This is a genomic window from Pseudomonas hamedanensis (assembly GCF_014268595.2).
GTDB classification, from domain to species: Bacteria; Pseudomonadota; Gammaproteobacteria; order Pseudomonadales; family Pseudomonadaceae; genus Aquipseudomonas; species Aquipseudomonas hamedanensis.
Window position 1 is genome coordinate 3,616,136 of record NZ_CP077091.1, and the last position, 17,162, is coordinate 3,633,297.

The window sequence follows — 17,162 nt, forward strand, 5'->3', positions numbered from 1 at the left end:
AATCTGGCCTTATATCTGCAGCTTACTTTTTTACGACTGCTTCGCAGTCGAGCGGGAGCAAGCTCCCTCGCCACAGGGCAATTTGTCACCACAAGTCCATAAGCTGCCTGCTAAGGTTGGCAAGCCCGTCTTCGCAACGGATAATGCCCAGTTTTTCCACCCGCGCACCGATGCGCCCGCCGCGCTTGCGGTCGAAAGAGAAGACCATGAAAGACACCATTCGCCAGCTGATCCAGCAAGCCCTCACCCAACTCGTCAACGAAGGTGTGTTGCCTGAAGGCCTGTCGCCGGCGATTCAGGTGGAGAACGCCCGCGACAAGACCCACGGCGACTTCGCCAGCAACATCGCAATGATGCTGGCCAAACCTGCGGGCATGAAGCCACGCGATCTGGCGGAAAAAATCATCGCTGCGCTGCCGGCTGACGAAAACGTCACCAAGGCCGAGATCGCCGGCCCGGGCTTCATCAACTTCTTCCAGAATACCCAGGCCCTGGCCGCGCGCCTCGACGCCGCCCTCGCCGATGCCCATGTCGGCGTGCGCAAGGCCGGCCCGGCGCAGCGCACCGTGGTCGACCTGTCGGCACCGAACCTGGCGAAAGAGATGCACGTTGGCCACTTGCGCTCGACCATCATCGGCGACGGTGTGGCGCGCGTACTTGAATTTCTCGGCGATGACGTGATCCGCCAGAACCACGTTGGCGACTGGGGCACCCAGTTCGGCATGTTGATGGCGTACCTGCAGGAAAATCCGATCACCAGCGACGAGCTGTCCGATCTGGAAAACTTCTACCGCGCCGCCAAGCAGCGTTTCGACGAGTCCGCAGAATTCGCCGACCGCGCCCGTGGCCTGGTGGTCAAGCTGCAGGCCGGCGATGCCGAGTGCCTGGCGCTGTGGACCCGGTTCAAGGACATCTCGCTGTCGCACTGCCAGAAGATCTACGAACTGCTCAACGTCAAGCTGACCATGGCCGACGTCATGGGCGAAAGCGCCTACAACGACGACCTGATCAACGTGGTCAACGACCTCAAGGCCGCGGGCATGCTGGTCGAGAGCAACGGCGCCCAGTGCGTGTTCCTCGATGAATTCAAAAACGCTGACGGCGACCCGCTGCCGGTGATCATCGTCAAGGCTGACGGTGGTTACCTGTACGCCACCACTGACCTCGCGGCGGTGCGCTACCGCAGCGGGAAGCTGAAGGCCGATCGTGCGCTGTATTTCGTCGACCAGCGTCAGGCCCTGCACTTCCAGCAAGTGTTCGCCGTGGCGCGCAAGGCCGGTTTCGTCACCCATCCGATGGAAATGGAACACATGGGTTTCGGCACCATGAACGGTGCCGATGGCCGTCCGTTCAAGACCCGTGACGGCGGCACCGTGAAGCTGATCGACCTGCTGACCGAAGCGCAGGAACGCGCCTACAGCCTGGTCAAAGAGAAAAACCCGACCCTGGCCGAAGACGAGTTGCGCAACATCGCTAAAGTCGTCGGCATCGGCGCGGTGAAATACGCCGACCTGTCCAAGCATCGCACCAGCGACTACAGCTTCAACTTCGACCTGATGCTCAACTTCGAAGGCAACACCGCACCGTACCTGCTGTATGCCTACACCCGGGTGGCCGGCGTGTTCCGCAAACTGGGCAAGGATTTCAGCGAAGTCGAGGGACAGATCGTCCTCGAAGCGGAACACGAGCACGAACTGGCGGCGAAACTGGCGCAGTTCGGCGAAGTGCTCAACAGCGTTGCCGAAAAAGGCACGCCGCACATTCTCTGCACCTACCTGTATGACGTTGCCGGCCTGTTCTCCAGCTTCTACGAGAACTGCCCGATCCTCGCCGCCGAAACCCCGGCACAAATGCAGAGCCGCCTGCGCCTGGCCGCACTGACCGGTCGCACCCTCAAGCAAGGCCTGGAGCTGTTGGGTCTGGAAACTCTGGAGCGTATGTAAGTTGGCCGCCAAGAAAAAACCTGCACCCAAACGCGGCGCCAGCCGCTATCAGGCACCTGCGAAACAACCGATTCCGGGCTGGTTGTGGATGGCCATCGGCCTGACCGTCGGTGCGTTCATCGTGTTTCTGATGAAACTGGAACCGGGCAAGGGCAGCGATACCGTCAAGCGCGAGAAGGTCGAGCAGCAGAAAGCGTCGAAGATCGCCGAGGCCAACAAGACCCCGCCGAGCCCGACGCAACCGGTCAAGCCGAAGTACGACTTCTACACCTTGCTGCCGGAGTCGGAAGTGATCGTGCCGCCGGACGCCGTGCCGGAAAAAACCCTGCCGACGCCACAAGTGCCGGCCATCCCGACCACGCCAGTGACCCCGGCCGAAGCGGCGAAGATCGATACTGCACGGGCTCAGGCAGCCCTGGCCGGGATCACCCCGCCACCCGCGCCGCCGGTGAGCAAAGCGGCGCCGGTGACCAAGTTCTTCCTTCAGGCCGGTTCGTTCCGCAAGGAGACGGATGCTGACAAGGTCCGTGCGCAGATCATTCTGCTCGGCCAAACGGTGGCGGTAGAGTCCGGCACCGTCAAGGACGAGACCTGGTATCGCGTTCTGGTCGGGCCGTTCAGCAATCGTGAACAACTGACCACGGCGCAGAAACAACTGGCCGGTGCTGGCTTCAGCAACCTGTTGTTACAACAACGCCAGAGCCGCTGATTTTTGCCCTGATCGTTCCCACGCTCCGCGTGGGAATGCAGCCCGGGACGCTCCGCGTCCTTTCACTGCGGGGGACGCAGAGCGTCCGTTGAGGCATTCCCACGCAGAGCATGGGAACGATCAGTTACAAGAAACCGCTCGTCCCCTCTGCCGCGCCATGGTTGAAATCCCTGTCACCACCCCCATATGAATGGGCATAAGGCACTTTCGCCCAGCTGTGTGGAGACTCTTCCCTTGACCACCATCGTTTCAGTCCGCCGCCACGGCAAAGTCGTCATGGGCGGCGACGGCCAGGTTTCTCTCGGCAACACCGTGATGAAAGGCAACGCGAAAAAAGTCCGTCGCCTGTACCACGGCCAGGTCATCGCCGGTTTCGCCGGGGCCACTGCCGACGCCTTCACCCTGTTCGAACGTTTCGAAGGCCAGCTTGAAAAACATCAGGGCCACCTGGTCCGCGCCGCTGTCGAACTCGCCAAAGAATGGCGCACCGACCGCTCCCTGAGCCGCCTCGAAGCCATGCTCGCGGTCGCCAATAAAGACGCCTCGCTGATCATCACCGGCAACGGTGACGTGGTCGAACCCGAAGATGGCCTGATCGCCATGGGCTCCGGCGGCGCCTACGCACAGGCGGCGGCCAGCGCGCTGTTGAAAAAGACCGACCTGTCGGCTCGCGAAATCGTCGAAACCGCCCTCGGCATCGCCGGCGACATCTGCGTATTCACCAACCACACCCAGACCATTGAGGAGCAGGATCTCGCTGAATAAGCCTGTTGCGGCCAATGTGCCACGGCTTGTTTCTGCTTGAGGACCGCCAATTATTATGTCCATGACTCCCCGCGAAATCGTCCACGAACTCAACCGCCACATCATCGGCCAGGACGATGCCAAGCGCGCCGTCGCGATTGCCCTGCGCAACCGCTGGCGCCGCATGCAACTGCCTGAAGAGCTGCGCGTTGAGGTGACCCCGAAAAACATCCTGATGATCGGCCCGACCGGTGTCGGTAAAACCGAGATCGCCCGGCGCCTGGCGAAACTGGCCAACGCACCGTTCATCAAGGTCGAAGCAACCAAGTTCACCGAAGTCGGTTACGTCGGCCGCGACGTCGAATCGATCATTCGTGATTTGGCTGACGCTGCGATCAAGATGCTCCGCGAGCAGGAAATGACCCGCGTGCGCCACCGCGCCGAAGACGCCGCCGAAGACCGCATCCTCGACGCGCTGCTGCCGCCGGCACGCATGGGCTTCAGTAATGAAGAAGCGCCGAGCTCCGATTCCAACACCCGCCAGCTGTTCCGCAAGCGCCTGCGCGAAGGTCAGCTGGATGACAAGGAAATCGAAATCGAAGTCGCTGAAGTGTCCGGCATCGAAATCGCTACGCCGCCGGGCATGGAAGAAATGACCAACCAGCTGCAGTCGCTGTTTGCCAACATGGGCAAGGGCAAGAAGAAGTCGCGCAAGCTCAAGGTCAAGGAAGCGCTGAAGCTGGTCCGCGACGAAGAGGCCGGGCGTCTGGTCAACGAAGAAGAGCTCAAAGCCAAGGCGCTGGAAGCCGTCGAGCAGCACGGCATCGTGTTCATCGACGAGATCGACAAGGTCGCCAAGCGCGGCAACGTCGGCGGTGCCGATGTCTCCCGTGAAGGCGTACAGCGCGATTTGCTGCCGCTGATCGAAGGCTGCACCGTGAATACCAAACTGGGCATGGTCAAGACCGACCACATCCTGTTCATCGCCTCCGGTGCGTTCCACCTGAGCAAGCCGAGCGATCTGGTGCCGGAGCTGCAAGGTCGTCTGCCGATTCGCGTCGAACTCAAGGCGCTGAGCCCGGAAGACTTCGAACGCATCCTCAGCGAACCGCACGCCTCGCTCACCGAGCAATACTGCGCACTGCTGAAAACCGAAGGCCTGAACATCCAGTTCCAGCCCGAAGGCATCAAGCGTCTGGCGGAGATCGCCTGGCAGGTCAACGAGAAGACCGAGAACATCGGTGCCCGTCGCCTGCACACATTGCTTGAGCGTCTGCTCGAAGAGGTGTCGTTCAGTGCCGGAGATCTGGCCAGCGCCCATGACGACACGCCGATCCTGATCGACGCCGAGTACGTCAACAGCCACCTCGGCGAATTGGCGCAGAACGAAGACCTGTCCCGTTATATCCTGTAAGCCTCTCTTACAGATGTAATGGAACTGTGGGAGCGGGCTTGCTCGCGAAGACGGCGGCACATTCAACACGTGTGTTGGCTGACCCGGCGCTTTCGCGAGCAAGCCCGCTCCCACAAGGTTCCGCACAAGACGGATACCTGAGCATGATTCCCACCGACATCAAACTGCACAAAGCCTCGAAAACCCTGACGCTCACCTACGCGTCCGGCGAGGAATTCACCCTGCCCGCCGAATTTCTGCGCGTGCATTCTCCCTCCGCCGAGGTCCAGGGGCACGGCAAACCGATCCTGCAATTCGGCAAGCTCAACGTGGGTTTGAGCAAGCTGGAACCGGCCGGCAACTACGCACTGAAACTGACCTTCGATGACGGGCATGACAGTGGCCTGTTCACTTGGGAATACCTCTACGAACTCGGCAAACGCCAGAACGAACTCTGGGACGATTATCTGGCCGAGCTGCGCGCCGCCGGAAAGTCCCGCGACCCGAACGAGTCATTCGTCAAGCTGATGCTCTAGGCCGTGGCTCTTGCTCTTTAGAGGGCATTTTCTAATTTCATCTGTTTGAATGCTGCGCTCATACGGCCCAGGATGGGCCGCTTGCGAAAAAAATTAAACTCGGGTAACCAATGGAGCTGGCAAGTTCCCTGCAGTGCTCTATGCCTGTAAAGCAGCTATGCAGAATCAACGGTCACCCGAGCAGCAGTACCCGGCATTGGCTGTGGAACCGACAGCGCACACCGGGTACTCGTCTCAGGACAATGGAGCGTCGTAGATGAGTAACAAGAATAACGATGACCTGAAGTACCAAGCCTCGGAAAACACCCTGGGGCTTAATCCCGTCGTCGGGCTGCGCGGAAAGGATCTGCTGGCCTCTGCTCGCATGGTGCTCAAACAGGCCATCAGACAACCGATCCATAGCGTCAGGCACGTGACCCATTTCGGCCTCGAGCTGAAGAATGTGCTGCTCGGCAAATCGGCTCTGCAACCGGCCGGCGATGACCGCCGCTTTGCCGATCCGGCGTGGAGCCAGAACCCGCTCTATAAACGTTACCTGCAAACCTATCTGGCCTGGCGCAAGGAACTCCACGCCTGGATCGATGACAGCAGCCTGTCACCGAAAGACATTGCTCGCGGGCACTTCGTCATCAACCTGATGACCGAAGCCATGGCCCCGACCAATACCGCCGCCAACCCGGCAGCGGTCAAACGCTTCTTCGAAACCGGCGGTAAAAGCCTGCTCGACGGCCTCTCGCATCTGGCCAAGGATCTGGTGCATAACGGCGGCATGCCGAGCCAGGTCAACATGGGCGCGTTCGAGGTCGGCAAGAGCCTGGGCGTGACCGAAGGCGCGGTGGTGTTTCGCAACGACGTGCTGGAACTGATCCAGTACCGACCGATCACCGAGCAGGTCCACGAGCGACCGCTGCTCGTGGTGCCGCCGCAGATCAACAAGTTTTACGTTTTCGACCTGAGCCCGGACAAGAGCCTGGCGCGCTTCTGCCTGCGCAACAACGTGCCGACGTTTATCGTCAGTTGGCGCAATCCGACCAAGGCCCAGCGCGAGTGGGGCCTGTCGACCTATATCGAGGCGCTGAAAGAAGCCGTCGACGTAGTCAGCGCAATTACCGGCAGCAAAGACGTGAACATGCTCGGCGCCTGCTCCGGCGGCATCACCTGCACCGCCCTGCTCGGCCACTACGCGGCGCTGGGCGAAAACAAGGTCAATGCCCTTACGTTGCTGGTCAGTGTGCTCGACACGACGCTGGACAGCGATGTCGCGCTGTTTGTCGATGAGCAAACTCTGGAGACCGCCAAGCGCCACTCCTATCAAGCCGGCGTGCTCGAAGGCAAGGACATGGCCAAGGTCTTCGCCTGGATGCGCCCCAACGACCTGATCTGGAATTACTGGGTCAACAACTACCTGCTCGGCAACGAACCGCCGGTCTTCGACATCCTGTTCTGGAACAACGACACCACGCGCCTGCCGGCGGCATTCCATGGCGACCTGATCGAGATGTTCAAAAACAACCCACTGATTCGCCCCAACGCACTGGAAGTGTGCGGCACGCCGATCGACCTCAAGCAGGTCACTGCCGACATCTTCTCGCTGGCCGGCACCAACGATCACATCACGCCGTGGAAGTCCTGCTACAAGTCGGCGCAGCTGTTTGGCGGAAAAGTTGAATTTGTGCTGTCGAGCAGCGGCCATATCCAGAGCATTCTCAACCCGCCGGGCAATCCGAAATCGCGCTACATGACCGGCGAAGAAATGGCCGCGACGGCCGATGACTGGCAGGAGAATTCGACCAAACACACCGACTCCTGGTGGCTGCACTGGCAAGCCTGGCTGGCCGAACGCTCGGGCAACCTGAAAAAGGCCCCGACGAAACTGGGCAACAAGGCGTACCCGGCGGGCGAGGCTGCGCCGGGCACTTATGTACATGAGCGGTAACTGACACCACCCAGCCCCCCTTGGTGGGCGCGGCCGTTGTGGCGAGGGGATTTATCCCCGTTCGGCTGCGAAGCAGTCGTGAATCGAGCAGCCGCGATGTGTCTGAAAAATCGCGGTTTCAGATTTTGGGGTCGCTTCGCAACCCAACGGGGATAAATCCCCTCGCCACAAGGCTCGTTCCTACAAGGATACGGGTGGACTTGAAATCTACAGGGCCTGACGCATGCCGCAACCGTTCATATTCCGCACCGTCGATCTGGATGGCCAGACCCTCCGCACGGCGGTACGCCCGGGCAAGCCGCACTTGACGCCCTTGCTGATTTTCAACGGCATCGGCGCCAACCTGGAGCTGGTGTTTCCGTTTGTCGCGGCGCTGGACCCGGATCTGGAAGTGATCGCCTTCGACGTGCCCGGGGTCGGCGGATCGTCGACGCCGAATCGGCCGTATCGTTTTCCCGGGCTGGCCAAGCTGACGGCACGCATGCTCGACTACCTCGATTATGGCCAGGTCAACGTGATCGGTGTGTCGTGGGGCGGCGCGCTGGCGCAGCAGTTTGCCTACGACTACCCCGAGCGCTGCAAGAAACTGGTGTTGGCCGCGACTGCCGCCGGCGCGGTGATGGTGCCGGGCAAGCCGAAGGTGCTGTGGATGATGGCGAGTCCGCGGCGCTATATCCAACCGTCCCACGTGATCCGCATCGCGCCGTTGATCTACGGCGGCTCGTTCCGCCGCGATCCGACCCTGGCGGCCAGCCACGCGGCAAAAGTGCGCTCGGCGGGCAAGCTCGGTTACTACTGGCAACTGTTCGCAGGCCTGGGCTGGACCAGCATCCACTGGCTGCACAAGATCCATCAGCCGACGCTGGTGCTGGCCGGCGATGACGATCCGCTGATTCCGCTGATCAACATGCGCTTGCTTGCCTGGCGCATTCCCAATGCGCAATTGCACGTCATCGACGACGGTCACTTGTTCCTGATCACCCGCGCCGAAGCAGTGGCGCCGATCATCATGAAATTTCTCCAGGAGGAGCGGCAGCGCGCCGTGATGCACCCGCATCCGACATCGCTGGGCGGATAACCGCTGCGGCAGGCTTTATGCAGGACGTTTTACACGTCAGCGCGGCAGGACGCCGCGCAGGCAGCAACCCGCAACAGCGTCTATGGTGTTCTGGTTCGGCGCGTTTGTTTTTGGCCTGAAGACGAAGGAGTGTTGAGTCATGCGTGACAAACCAGCGACGGGCGTGGTGCCCAGCCCCGCCGTGTTCATCAACGCACAAAGTGCGATCGCCGGCCTGCGCGGTCGGGATCTGCTCTCGACTTTGCGCAGCGTTGCCGCCCATGGCCTGCGCAACCCGGTCCACAGCGCCAGGCATGCGCTGAAACTCGGCGGCCAACTGGGCCGCGTGCTGCTCGGCGAAACCTTGCACCCGACCAACCCGAACGACAGCCGCTTTGCCGATCCGGCCTGGAGCCTGAACCCGTTTTACCGGCGCAGCCTGCAAGCGTATCTGGCCTGGCAGAAGCAAGTGAAAAGCTGGATCGACGACAGCGACATGAACCCTGACGACCGTGCCCGCGCGCACTTCGCCTTCACGCTGCTCAACGATGCCGTCGCGCCGTCCAACACACTGCTCAACCCATTGGCGGTCAAGGAGCTGTTCAATTCAGGCGGCCACAGCCTGGTCCGTGGCCTCAGCCATCTGTTCGATGACTTGCTGCACAATGATGGTCTGCCGAGGCAGGTGACACGACAGGCTTTCGAGGTCGGCAAAACGGTCGCGACCACCCCCGGGGCGGTGGTGTTTCGCAACGAACTGCTCGAGCTGATCCAGTACCGGCCGATGAGCGAAAAGCAGTACGCCAAGCCGCTGCTGGTGGTGCCGCCGCAAATCAACAAGTACTACATTTTTGACCTGAGCCCGCATAACAGCTTCGTCCAGTACGCCCTGAAAAACGGTCTGCAGACATTCATGATCAGCTGGCGCAATCCCGATGTGCGACACCGTGAGTGGGGCCTGTCGAGCTACGTCGAAGCGGTGGAAGAGGCGATGAACATCTGCCGGGCGATTACCGGCGCGCGTGAGGTCAACCTGATGGGCGCCTGTGCCGGAGGCCTGACCATCGCCGCCCTGCAAGGGCATCTGCAGGCCAAACGACAACTGCGTCGCGTCGCCAGTGCCACTTATCTGGTCAGCCTGCTCGACAGCCAGATCGAAACGCCGGCCACGCTGTTTGCCGACGAGCAAACCCTCGAAGCCGCCAAGCGTCGCTCTTACCAGAAGGGCGTGCTCGACGGTCGCGACATGGCCAAGGTGTTTGCCTGGATGCGCCCCAACGACCTGATCTGGAGTTATTTCGTCAACAACTACCTGCTGGGCAAAGAGCCGCCGGCCTTCGACATTCTCTACTGGAACAATGACAACACCCGCCTGCCCGCGGCGTTTCATGGCGATCTGCTGGACTTCTTCAAGCACAACCCACTGACCCATCCGGGTGGCCTGGAGGTCTGCGGCACACCCATAGATCTGCAGAAGGTCACTGTCGACAGCTTCAGCGTCGCCGGCATGAACGACCACATCACGCCCTGGGACGCGGTGTATCGCTCGACCCTGCTGCTCGGCGGCGAACGCCGCTTTGTGCTGTCCAACAGCGGCCACGTGCAGAGCATCCTCAACCCGCCGAACAATGCAAAAGCCGCGTACGTCGAGAACGGCAAGCTGAGCAGCGATCCGCGGGCCTGGTACTACGATGCCAGACACGTTGACGGCAGCTGGTGGCCGCAATGGCTGGAATGGGTACAGCAGCGCTCGGGCGCGCAACAGGAAACCCGAATGACCCTCGGCAACCCGAACTATCCACCGATGGAGGCTGCGCCCGGCACTTACGTGCATGTGCGCTGACGCTCAAGCGAACTTTTCTAAGAAGACTGGATGAAAACCCGCGACCGGATTCTCGAATGTGCTTTGCAATTGTTCAACGAAAAGGGCGAGCCGAACGTTTCCACCATGGAAGTGGCCAACGAAATGGGCATCAGCCCGGGCAACCTCTACTACCACTTCCACGGCAAGGAGCCGCTGATTCTCGGTCTGTTCGAACGCTTTCAGCTGGAACTGACGCCGTTGCTCGACCCGCCGCCGGAGGTAGAACTGGCGCCGGAGGATTACTGGCTGTTTCTGCATTTGATCGTCGAGCGGCTGGCGCAGTACCGCTTCCTGTTTCAGGACCTGTCAAACCTCGCCGGACGCTTGCCGAAACTGGCCAAGGGCATCCGCCATTTGCTCAATGCGTTGAAGAGGACGCTGGCGTCGTTGCTGGCAAGGTTGAAGGCTTCCGGGCAGTTGGTCAGCGATACTCAGGCATTGGGGCAACTGGTCGAGCAGATCACGTTGACGCTGCTGTTCTCCCTGGACTACCAGCGAATTCTCGATCGTGCGGGGGAAGTCAGGCTGGTGGTGTACCAGATCATGATGCTGGTGGCGCCGCATCTATTGCCGCCGGTCAAGGTAGCGACTGAGCGGATGGCGCTGCAATATCTTGAGGATCACGACTGAACGGTACTACGTTGCGATGATTATCCAATGTGGGAGCGAGCTTGCTCGCGAATGCGGTATGTCATCGGGCAACTCAATTGCCTGAACGGACGCCTTCGCGAGCAAGCTCGCTCCCACAGGGATTTGCGGTGATAGTGAGATGCACGAAAAACGCCCGACCTTCACAGGCCGGGCGTTTTGTTTTGCCCTGAAGTCAGGACTGACTGGTTGGCGTCGACGGTGTCGAAGTTGCAGTCGGGGTAGCCGCCGGGGTCGGAGCCGAAACGGAGTTCGACGCGCTGGCCGCCGCTGTCGGAGCAGCCGATGGCGTGGCGGTCGGTTTCGGCGCAGCGGTTTTCGGCGCGGCCGGCTTTTTCACAGCAGGTTTTTTCGCCGCAGCCGCTTTCGCTGCAGGCTTCGCAGCAGGCTTGGCGGCCGCGGTTTTCACTGCTGGCTTGGCCGCTGGTTTCGCTGCAGTTTTAGCCGCAGGTTTAGCGACCGGTTTCGCAGCGGTTTTGGCTGCGGCCGGTTTGGCTGCAGCCTTGACCGCAGGCTTGGCAGCGGCAGTTTTGGCCGCCGGCTTGGCCGCCACTTTCACAGCAGGTTTAGCCACCGCTTTGGCCAACGGCTTGACTGCGGTTTTCACCGCAGGTTTGACCGCTGCCGTTTTGGTGGCCGGTTTTGCCGCAGCGGTTTTCGCCGCCACAGGTTGCGCTTTCAGACCGGTGAGTTTTTCGATCTGTCTGGTCAGCGTGTCGACCTTGGCATTGAGTGCCTTGACCTCGTTGCGGCTCGGTACGCCAAGGCGTGAGATCGCGCTGTTCAGGCGCTTGTCGAAAGCCCCCTCCAGCTCGTCCCACTTGCCCAGGGCGCGGTCTTTCACGCCGCTGATGCGCGACTTGGCCGATGTCGTCGAGTCCTCGACTTTCTTGCCGACGGCGGACTTGGTGAGCTTCTCGGCTTTCTCGCCGTCTTTGACCAATGCATCGAAGAGCTTGGTGCCGTCAGAGTCGATCTTCGAGTACACGCCTAAACCCGCCAGCCAGATTTTTCGGGAGTAGTCTTCGACCTTCCCGATCCACGAGCTGCCTTCTTTATCGGTGTTCTTTTTACCAGCCATCCCGTTCTCCTTAAGATTTACGCGCGACGCGTTCGAGCAATGCCGTCAGCTCATCGAGCTTAGCAGAGAGTGTCTCAACGTCATGTTTAGACGGAATGCCGATACGATTCAAGGCGCTTGCCACACGGTTGTCGAAGGCCTTCTCGACCTTGTCCAGTTGCACCTCGACGCGACCTTTGAACGAACTGACCTGAGTGGCGGCTTCATCGATCTCGGCATTGGCTGCGACGAGTTTTTCGGTAACGGCTTTTTTGCCTTTCTTTTCAACCGCTTGACCGGCCTTGATCAGCTCCTGAAAGTACTCGCTGCCCTCTTGCCCGACCTTGGCGTAGGCCCCCAGGCCTGCCAGCCAGATCTTGCGGGCATAGGATTTGACGTCGCTTACAGTGGAGGTCGGAGCGTCGATTTTTTTCTTCAGAATAACTTTGGCCATGGTGCACCTCACGCGCAGAAGGATTGAGGAACTGCCCGCGAACGTGTCGGGCTGAGGCACAAAGTAGGTCGAAAAATTAGAAAAGGCACCCTAACCAGCGGGAGCACCACAAAACAAATGTAGGAGTGAGCCTGCTCGCGATAGCGGTGTGTCAGTCGACATCATTCTTGACTGATACACCGCTATCGCGAGCAGGCTCACTCCTACAGGGGATCGCGTTTCAGGCGAGGGCTTTGTCGAGGGCTTTCTCGATCTCGGCTTTGATCATGCCGCTCATGGCCGACATCATCAGGCCCAGCTCGACGTCGACCTTGATCGAATCGTCCGCCACGTGCACTTCACCTTTCACGCCCGAACGTTTGAGGTTGAGGGTGTCGCCCGACCATTGCGGCTCCAGGCCGTACTGATCTTTCAGCTTTGCGGCGAGTTTTTCGGCTTTCTCGCGGGCGGCTTCCTTGCCCAGGCTGTGCGCACGCTCAACACTGATTTTGGCCATTGGATGACTCCTGATTGATGAGTATCTGTCGGTAAATCTTGACCGCGGCTGCGGCAAATCGTCCCGAAGGTCGACCATCTTACCTTTAGCCACTCCAAGACAAAGCATGGCTTGGGGATTAGAATGTCGCGCATTCTCTTTTGGTGACAGCGATATGACTGATCAGCGCAAAGGCAGCGATGCCGAACCCACCACGCACTTCGGTTTCAAAAACGTTCCGGAAAGCCAGAAAGCGGAAAAAGTCGCTGAGGTTTTCCATTCGGTAGCCGCCAAATACGACCTGATGAACGACCTTCTGTCGGGCGGCATGCACCGTTTGTGGAAGCGTTTCGCGATCGAACTGTCGGGCGTGCGCAGCGGCAATCGCGTGCTCGACATCGCCGGCGGCACCGGCGACCTGACTCGCAAGTTCTCCCACCTCGTTGGCCCGACCGGCCAGGTGGTACTCGCCGACATCAACGAATCGATGCTCAAGGTCGGCCGTGACCGCCTGCTCGATCTGGGTGTCGCCGGCAATGTCGAATTCGTCCAGGCCGACGCGGAAAAACTGCCATTCCCGGACAACCATTTCGACTGCGTGACCATCGCCTTCGGCCTGCGCAACGTGACGCACAAGGAAGACGCCCTGCGTTCGATGCTGCGCGTACTCAAACCCGGCGGACGTCTGCTGGTGCTGGAATTTTCCAAGCCGACCAACGCGCTGATGTCGAAGGCCTACGACGCCTACTCGTTTGCCTTCATGCCGCTGATGGGCAAGCTGATCACCAATGACTCGGAAAGCTATCGCTACCTGGCCGAATCGATCCGCATGCACCCCAATCAGGAAACCCTGAAGTCGATGATGGTCGACGCCGGTTTCGACCGCGTGACTTATCACAACATGACCGCAGGCATCGTCGCCCTGCACCGTGGCATCAAGCCCTGATGTTGCTTACCGGGCTGCTCGCCAGCGTTGAACTCGGCCTCAACCGGGTGCTGCGTCTCGACAGCACGGCGCTGCCGCGGCTGGCGCACTTGACTGGCAAAGTGATTGCCGTCGATTGCCGCAGCCCGGCGCTGCAACTGTATATTTTGCCGAGTGACGAAGGTCTGATGCTCGCTTCACAGTGGGCAGCGGACGTCGATTGCACCCTGCGGGCGCCCGCCTCCAGCCTGCTGAAACTGGCCTTGAGCAAAGACAAGACCGCGGTGCTGCATGCCCCGGAAGTCGAGCTCGATGGCGACAGCGGCGTGTTGCTGGAGCTGGCCGGCGTACTGCAGGACCTTGAGCTGGACTGGGAGTACGAACTCTCGCGCTGGCTCGGCCCGGTCGCCACGCCATTGCTCGGCGGTCATCTGCGCAGCCGCGCACGCTGGTATCGACAAGGATTTGCCAGCCTCAACCAGAACCTCGCCGAATACCTCGCCGAAGAGTCGCGCACCCTGGTCGGGCAGCGCGAAGCCGAAGCGCGGTTCAGCGAACTGGACCGGATCAAACTCGATCTGGAACGTCTCGAGGCGCGTTTCGAGCGCCTTTCCCGATCCCTCGACCCAAGCGATAACGCATGAAGCTGCTCGCCGTCCGCCGTCTGTTGCGCATCCAGCGCGTCGTGATCCGCTACCGCCTCGATGACTTGCTGTTCGATCTGCCGCTGCCCTGGTTTCTCCTGGCGCTGCGTTTTGCGCTGCCGTGGCGCTGGCTGCCGCGCAAGCCGCTGGAGCTCAACCGTGGCGCGCGCTTGCGTCTGGCGTTGCAGGATCTGGGGCCGATCTTCATCAAATTCGGGCAGATTCTTTCGACCCGTCGCGACTTGCTGCCGGAAGACATCGCCGATGAGCTGATGCTGCTGCAGGACCGCGTGCCGCCGTTCGATTCGCAACTTTCGATCAAGTTGATCGAAGAGCAGCTGGGCAAGAAAATCAGCGAAGTGTTCAGCCGTTTCGACGTTGAACCGCTGGCCTCGGCCTCGGTGGCGCAAGTGCATGCGGCGCAGCTGAAAAGCGGCGAAGAAGTCGTGGTCAAGGTCATCCGCCCGGGACTGAAACCGGTGATTGCGCAGGATCTGGCATGGCTGTTCATTCTCGCCCGCGCCGCCGAAAAATTTTCCGCCGACGCACGTCTGCTGCACCCGGTCGATGTGGTGCAAGACTACGAAAAAACCATCTACGACGAACTCGATCTGTTGCGCGAGGCGGCCAACGCCAGCCAGTTGCGCCGCAACTTCGAAGGTTCGCAACTGCTGTACGTGCCGCAAGTCTATTGGGACTGGTGCCGGCCGAAAGTGCTGGTGATGGAGCGCATCTACGGGGTCCAGGTCACTGATCTGGCGACCCTCGCGGACCAGCGCACCGACATGAAAATGCTCGCCGAGCGCGGCGTCGAAATCTTCTTCACCCAAGTCTTCCGCGACAGTTTCTTCCACGCCGACATGCACCCGGGCAACATCTTCGTCAGCACCGTCAATCCGTGGAGCCCGCAATACATTGCGATCGACTGCGGCATCGTCGGCAGCCTGACGCCTGAGGATCAGGACTATCTGGCGCGCAACCTGTTTGCCTTCTTCAAGCGTGACTACCGCCGTGTGGCGCAGTTGCACATCGATTCGGGCTGGGTGCCGGCGGAAACCAAGCTCAACGAATTCGAAGCGGCAATCCGGACTGTCTGCGAACCGATCTTCGAAAAACCGTTAAAAGATATTTCATTTGGCCAGGTGCTGATGCGCCTGTTCCAGACCGCGCGGCGCTTCAACATGGAAGTGCAGCCGCAGTTGGTGCTGCTGCAAAAGACCCTGCTGAACATCGAAGGCCTCGGCCGCCAGTTGTATCCGGATCTGGATCTGTGGAACACCGCGCAGCCGTTTCTGGAGCGCTGGATGCGCGAGCGCGTCAGCCCCAAAACCTTGATCGGCAACGTGCAAAGCCAGTTCGAACAGTTGCCGCACCTGGCCAACATGGCCCGCGACCTGCTCGAACGCATGTCGCAACCCCACGCCAAAGACCCGCCGCCACCGTGGCACAAACGCAAGGACGACTGGTTCTTGCGCTTGCTCGGCTGCGCCCATCTGGCCGGCGGAGCGATCCTCGCCGCGGGTGGTCCGTTGACCGATTGGGCGCATTGGCCTGCGGGTATCATGGTGGCGGTCGGCTTGTATCTGGTCGTTCGCCGATAGCAGGTTTGAGCTGCAAGTTATAAGCTGCAAGCCTCAAGCGACGGGGCGGCGACTTGAACCGCCCGACAGGCAAAACGCGACACTGCCCTTACTTGCAGCTTGAAGCTTATAGCTTGCAGCTGCTTCAGGAACTGAAGATGAAGAACTGGCTGGACGAGATCAAGTGGGACGCTGACGGCCTGGTGCCGGCGATTGCCCAGGATCACAAGACCGGGCGCGTGTTGATGATGGCCTGGATGAACCGCGAAGCGCTGGAACTGACAGCCGCAGAGAATCGTGCAATCTACTGGTCACGTTCGCGTGGCAAGCTGTGGCGCAAGGGCGAAGAGTCCGGTCATGTGCAGACCCTGCATGAGATGCGGCTGGACTGTGATGCCGACGTGATCATCCTGATGGTTGAACAGATCGGCGACATCGCTTGCCATACCGGCCGTCAAAGCTGCTTTTACCGTGTCTTCGAAAACGGCGACTGGAAAACGGTCGACCCGGTACTGAAAGACCCGCACGCCATCTATAGCGCAGGACACAAGCATGAGTGACACGCTCACCCGTCTGGCCGAAGTGCTCGAGGAGCGCAAAGGCGCAGCCGCCGACAGTTCGTATGTCGCCAGCCTGTACCACAAAGGGCTGAACAAGATTCTGGAGAAAGTCGGCGAAGAGTCGGTCGAAACCATCATTGCCGCCAAGGACGCCGCCATCAGCGGCGACTGCAGCGACGTGATCTACGAGACCGCTGACCTATGGTTCCACAGCATGGTCATGCTCGCCCAACTGGGGCAGCATCCGCAGGCCGTGCTGGATGAACTGGACCGTCGCTTCGGCCTGTCCGGACACGTCGAGAAAGCCTCGCGTCCGTCCGCCTGAACAACTATTTGAGAGGAACCGCCACATGGGCATTTTTGACTGGAAACACTGGGTCGTCATTCTGGTAGTCGTGGTGCTGGTGTTCGGCACCAAGAAACTGAAAAACCTCGGCACCGACGTGGGCGAGTCGATCAAAGGCTTTCGCAAAGCCATGAACGATGACGAAAAACCGGCCGAGCCGAGCGTGACCCCGCCGGCGCAGCCTGTGCCACCGGTGCAGCCGCAAACCACCGCTCAGGCCAACCCGCCGCACACCATCGACGTGCAGGCGCAGAAAGTCGAAGAGCCGATCCGCAAAGACGTGTGAGC

General features: G+C 60.5%; 19 protein-coding genes. 15 read left to right on the top strand and 4 right to left on the bottom strand.

Annotated elements, in window-relative coordinates; all coding sequences use genetic code 11:
* Window positions 1-85 precede the first annotated feature (85 nt).
* The gene (locus HU739_RS26905; RefSeq protein WP_264082125.1) at window positions 86-208 is read right to left on the bottom strand and encodes a hypothetical protein; all 123 of its coding nucleotides are present in this window, start codon (window positions 206-208) and stop codon (window positions 86-88) included.
* Here HU739_RS26905 and argS point away from each other — a divergent pair.
* From argS to HU739_RS15625, 9 genes are all read left to right on the top strand, one after another.
* Complete coding sequence (argS, locus tag HU739_RS15585; RefSeq protein ID WP_186552139.1) at window positions 207-1,943, top strand: arginine--tRNA ligase; 1,737 nt, start codon at window positions 207-209, stop codon at window positions 1,941-1,943. The genes HU739_RS26905 and argS overlap by 2 nt on opposite strands.
* Window position 1,944: 1 nt before the next feature.
* Window positions 1,945-2,652: an SPOR domain-containing protein gene (locus HU739_RS15590; RefSeq protein WP_186552140.1), complete on the top strand. Its 708-nt coding sequence runs from the start codon at window positions 1,945-1,947 to the stop codon at window positions 2,650-2,652.
* A gap of 234 nt (window positions 2,653-2,886) precedes the next feature.
* On the top strand, window positions 2,887-3,417 hold the full coding sequence (gene hslV, locus HU739_RS15595; RefSeq protein ID WP_003186641.1) for an ATP-dependent protease subunit HslV: 531 nt from the start codon (window positions 2,887-2,889) through the stop codon (window positions 3,415-3,417).
* 55 nt (window positions 3,418-3,472) lie between these two features.
* Window positions 3,473-4,810: an ATP-dependent protease ATPase subunit HslU gene (gene hslU / locus HU739_RS15600; protein WP_186552141.1), complete on the top strand. Its 1,338-nt coding sequence runs from the start codon at window positions 3,473-3,475 to the stop codon at window positions 4,808-4,810.
* A 143-nt stretch (window positions 4,811-4,953) separates the two neighbouring features.
* Window positions 4,954-5,325 carry a gamma-butyrobetaine hydroxylase-like domain-containing protein gene (locus tag HU739_RS15605; protein ID WP_041477560.1) on the top strand — a complete coding sequence of 124 codons (372 nt, stop codon included), beginning with the start codon at window positions 4,954-4,956 and terminating at the stop codon, window positions 5,323-5,325.
* Between the two features lie 256 nt (window positions 5,326-5,581).
* Window positions 5,582-7,261, top strand: a complete 1,680-nt coding sequence (gene phaC / locus HU739_RS15610) for a class II poly(R)-hydroxyalkanoic acid synthase (RefSeq protein WP_186552142.1) — start codon at window positions 5,582-5,584, stop codon at window positions 7,259-7,261.
* Window positions 7,262-7,484: 223 nt separating this feature from the next.
* Window positions 7,485-8,339 carry a poly(3-hydroxyalkanoate) depolymerase gene (gene phaZ, locus HU739_RS15615; protein WP_186552143.1) on the top strand — a complete coding sequence of 285 codons (855 nt, stop codon included), beginning with the start codon at window positions 7,485-7,487 and terminating at the stop codon, window positions 8,337-8,339.
* A gap of 139 nt (window positions 8,340-8,478) precedes the next feature.
* Entirely contained in the window at window positions 8,479-10,161 is a 1,683-nt protein-coding gene (gene phaC / locus HU739_RS15620; RefSeq protein ID WP_186552144.1) for a class II poly(R)-hydroxyalkanoic acid synthase, read from the top strand.
* Window positions 10,162-10,191: 30 nt separating this feature from the next.
* A complete protein-coding gene (locus tag HU739_RS15625) occupies window positions 10,192-10,812 on the top strand; it encodes a TetR/AcrR family transcriptional regulator (RefSeq protein WP_186552145.1) in 621 nt (206 codons plus the stop codon).
* A gap of 193 nt (window positions 10,813-11,005) precedes the next feature.
* Here HU739_RS15625 and HU739_RS15630 read toward each other — a convergent pair whose 3' ends face one another.
* The 3 genes from HU739_RS15630 to HU739_RS15640 all read right to left on the bottom strand — a co-directional run bounded on the left by HU739_RS15630 (window position 11,006) and on the right by HU739_RS15640 (window position 12,840).
* Window positions 11,006-11,911, bottom strand: a complete 906-nt coding sequence (locus HU739_RS15630; protein WP_186552146.1) for a phasin family protein — start codon at window positions 11,909-11,911, stop codon at window positions 11,006-11,008.
* A gap of 10 nt (window positions 11,912-11,921) precedes the next feature.
* Window positions 11,922-12,344 carry a phasin family protein gene (locus tag HU739_RS15635; protein ID WP_186552147.1) on the bottom strand — a complete coding sequence of 141 codons (423 nt, stop codon included), beginning with the start codon at window positions 12,342-12,344 and terminating at the stop codon, window positions 11,922-11,924.
* A 220-nt stretch (window positions 12,345-12,564) separates the two neighbouring features.
* Window positions 12,565-12,840: a polyhydroxyalkanoic acid system family protein gene (locus HU739_RS15640; RefSeq protein WP_186552148.1), complete on the bottom strand. Its 276-nt coding sequence runs from the start codon at window positions 12,838-12,840 to the stop codon at window positions 12,565-12,567.
* A 154-nt stretch (window positions 12,841-12,994) separates the two neighbouring features.
* On the opposite strand from HU739_RS15640, the gene ubiE reads away from it, so the two are divergent.
* From ubiE to HU739_RS15670, 6 genes are all read left to right on the top strand, one after another.
* A complete protein-coding gene (gene ubiE / locus HU739_RS15645; protein ID WP_186531921.1) occupies window positions 12,995-13,765 on the top strand; it encodes a bifunctional demethylmenaquinone methyltransferase/2-methoxy-6-polyprenyl-1,4-benzoquinol methylase UbiE in 771 nt (256 codons plus the stop codon).
* Complete coding sequence (locus HU739_RS15650) at window positions 13,765-14,388, top strand: ubiquinone biosynthesis accessory factor UbiJ (protein WP_186552149.1); 624 nt, start codon at window positions 13,765-13,767, stop codon at window positions 14,386-14,388. Before ubiE ends, HU739_RS15650 begins: the two co-directional genes overlap by 1 nt.
* Window positions 14,385-15,989, top strand: a complete 1,605-nt coding sequence (ubiB, locus tag HU739_RS15655; RefSeq protein WP_186552150.1) for a ubiquinone biosynthesis regulatory protein kinase UbiB — start codon at window positions 14,385-14,387, stop codon at window positions 15,987-15,989. Before HU739_RS15650 ends, ubiB begins: the two co-directional genes overlap by 4 nt.
* A 137-nt stretch (window positions 15,990-16,126) precedes the next feature.
* On the top strand, window positions 16,127-16,528 hold the full coding sequence (gene hisI, locus HU739_RS15660; protein WP_007909357.1) for a phosphoribosyl-AMP cyclohydrolase: 402 nt from the start codon (window positions 16,127-16,129) through the stop codon (window positions 16,526-16,528).
* Window positions 16,521-16,853, top strand: coding sequence for a phosphoribosyl-ATP diphosphatase (locus HU739_RS15665; RefSeq protein ID WP_007909355.1), 333 nt, complete (start codon window positions 16,521-16,523; stop codon window positions 16,851-16,853). The genes hisI and HU739_RS15665 overlap by 8 nt, the downstream gene beginning before the upstream one ends.
* A gap of 25 nt (window positions 16,854-16,878) precedes the next feature.
* Complete coding sequence (locus tag HU739_RS15670; protein ID WP_186552151.1) at window positions 16,879-17,160, top strand: twin-arginine translocase TatA/TatE family subunit; 282 nt, start codon at window positions 16,879-16,881, stop codon at window positions 17,158-17,160.
* The last annotated feature ends 2 nt before the right edge of the window (window positions 17,161-17,162 follow it).

Excerpts from the sequence above, each read along its gene's own strand:
- argS (WP_186552139.1), top strand. The coding sequence starts at position 207 with ATGAAAGACACCATTCGCCAGCTGATCCAGCAAGCCCTCACCCAACTC.
- HU739_RS26905 (WP_264082125.1), bottom strand. The coding sequence starts at position 208 with ATGGTCTTCTCTTTCGACCGCAAGCGCGGCGGGCGCATCGGTGCGCGG.
- hslU (WP_186552141.1), top strand. The coding sequence starts at position 3,473 with ATGTCCATGACTCCCCGCGAAATCGTCCACGAACTCAACCGCCACATC.
- HU739_RS15605 (WP_041477560.1), top strand. The coding sequence starts at position 4,954 with ATGATTCCCACCGACATCAAACTGCACAAAGCCTCGAAAACCCTGACG.
- phaC (WP_186552142.1), top strand. The coding sequence starts at position 5,582 with ATGAGTAACAAGAATAACGATGACCTGAAGTACCAAGCCTCGGAAAAC.
- phaZ (WP_186552143.1), top strand. The coding sequence starts at position 7,485 with ATGCCGCAACCGTTCATATTCCGCACCGTCGATCTGGATGGCCAGACC.
- phaC (WP_186552144.1), top strand. The coding sequence starts at position 8,479 with ATGCGTGACAAACCAGCGACGGGCGTGGTGCCCAGCCCCGCCGTGTTC.
- HU739_RS15625 (WP_186552145.1), top strand. The coding sequence starts at position 10,192 with ATGAAAACCCGCGACCGGATTCTCGAATGTGCTTTGCAATTGTTCAAC.
- HU739_RS15630 (WP_186552146.1), bottom strand. The coding sequence starts at position 11,911 with ATGGCTGGTAAAAAGAACACCGATAAAGAAGGCAGCTCGTGGATCGGG.
- HU739_RS15635 (WP_186552147.1), bottom strand. The coding sequence starts at position 12,344 with ATGGCCAAAGTTATTCTGAAGAAAAAAATCGACGCTCCGACCTCCACT.
- HU739_RS15640 (WP_186552148.1), bottom strand. The coding sequence starts at position 12,840 with ATGGCCAAAATCAGTGTTGAGCGTGCGCACAGCCTGGGCAAGGAAGCC.
- ubiE (WP_186531921.1), top strand. The coding sequence starts at position 12,995 with ATGACTGATCAGCGCAAAGGCAGCGATGCCGAACCCACCACGCACTTC.
- HU739_RS15650 (WP_186552149.1), top strand. The coding sequence starts at position 13,765 with ATGTTGCTTACCGGGCTGCTCGCCAGCGTTGAACTCGGCCTCAACCGG.
- ubiB (WP_186552150.1), top strand. The coding sequence starts at position 14,385 with ATGAAGCTGCTCGCCGTCCGCCGTCTGTTGCGCATCCAGCGCGTCGTG.
- hisI (WP_007909357.1), top strand. The coding sequence starts at position 16,127 with ATGAAGAACTGGCTGGACGAGATCAAGTGGGACGCTGACGGCCTGGTG.
- HU739_RS15665 (WP_007909355.1), top strand. The coding sequence starts at position 16,521 with ATGAGTGACACGCTCACCCGTCTGGCCGAAGTGCTCGAGGAGCGCAAA.
- HU739_RS15670 (WP_186552151.1), top strand. The coding sequence starts at position 16,879 with ATGGGCATTTTTGACTGGAAACACTGGGTCGTCATTCTGGTAGTCGTG.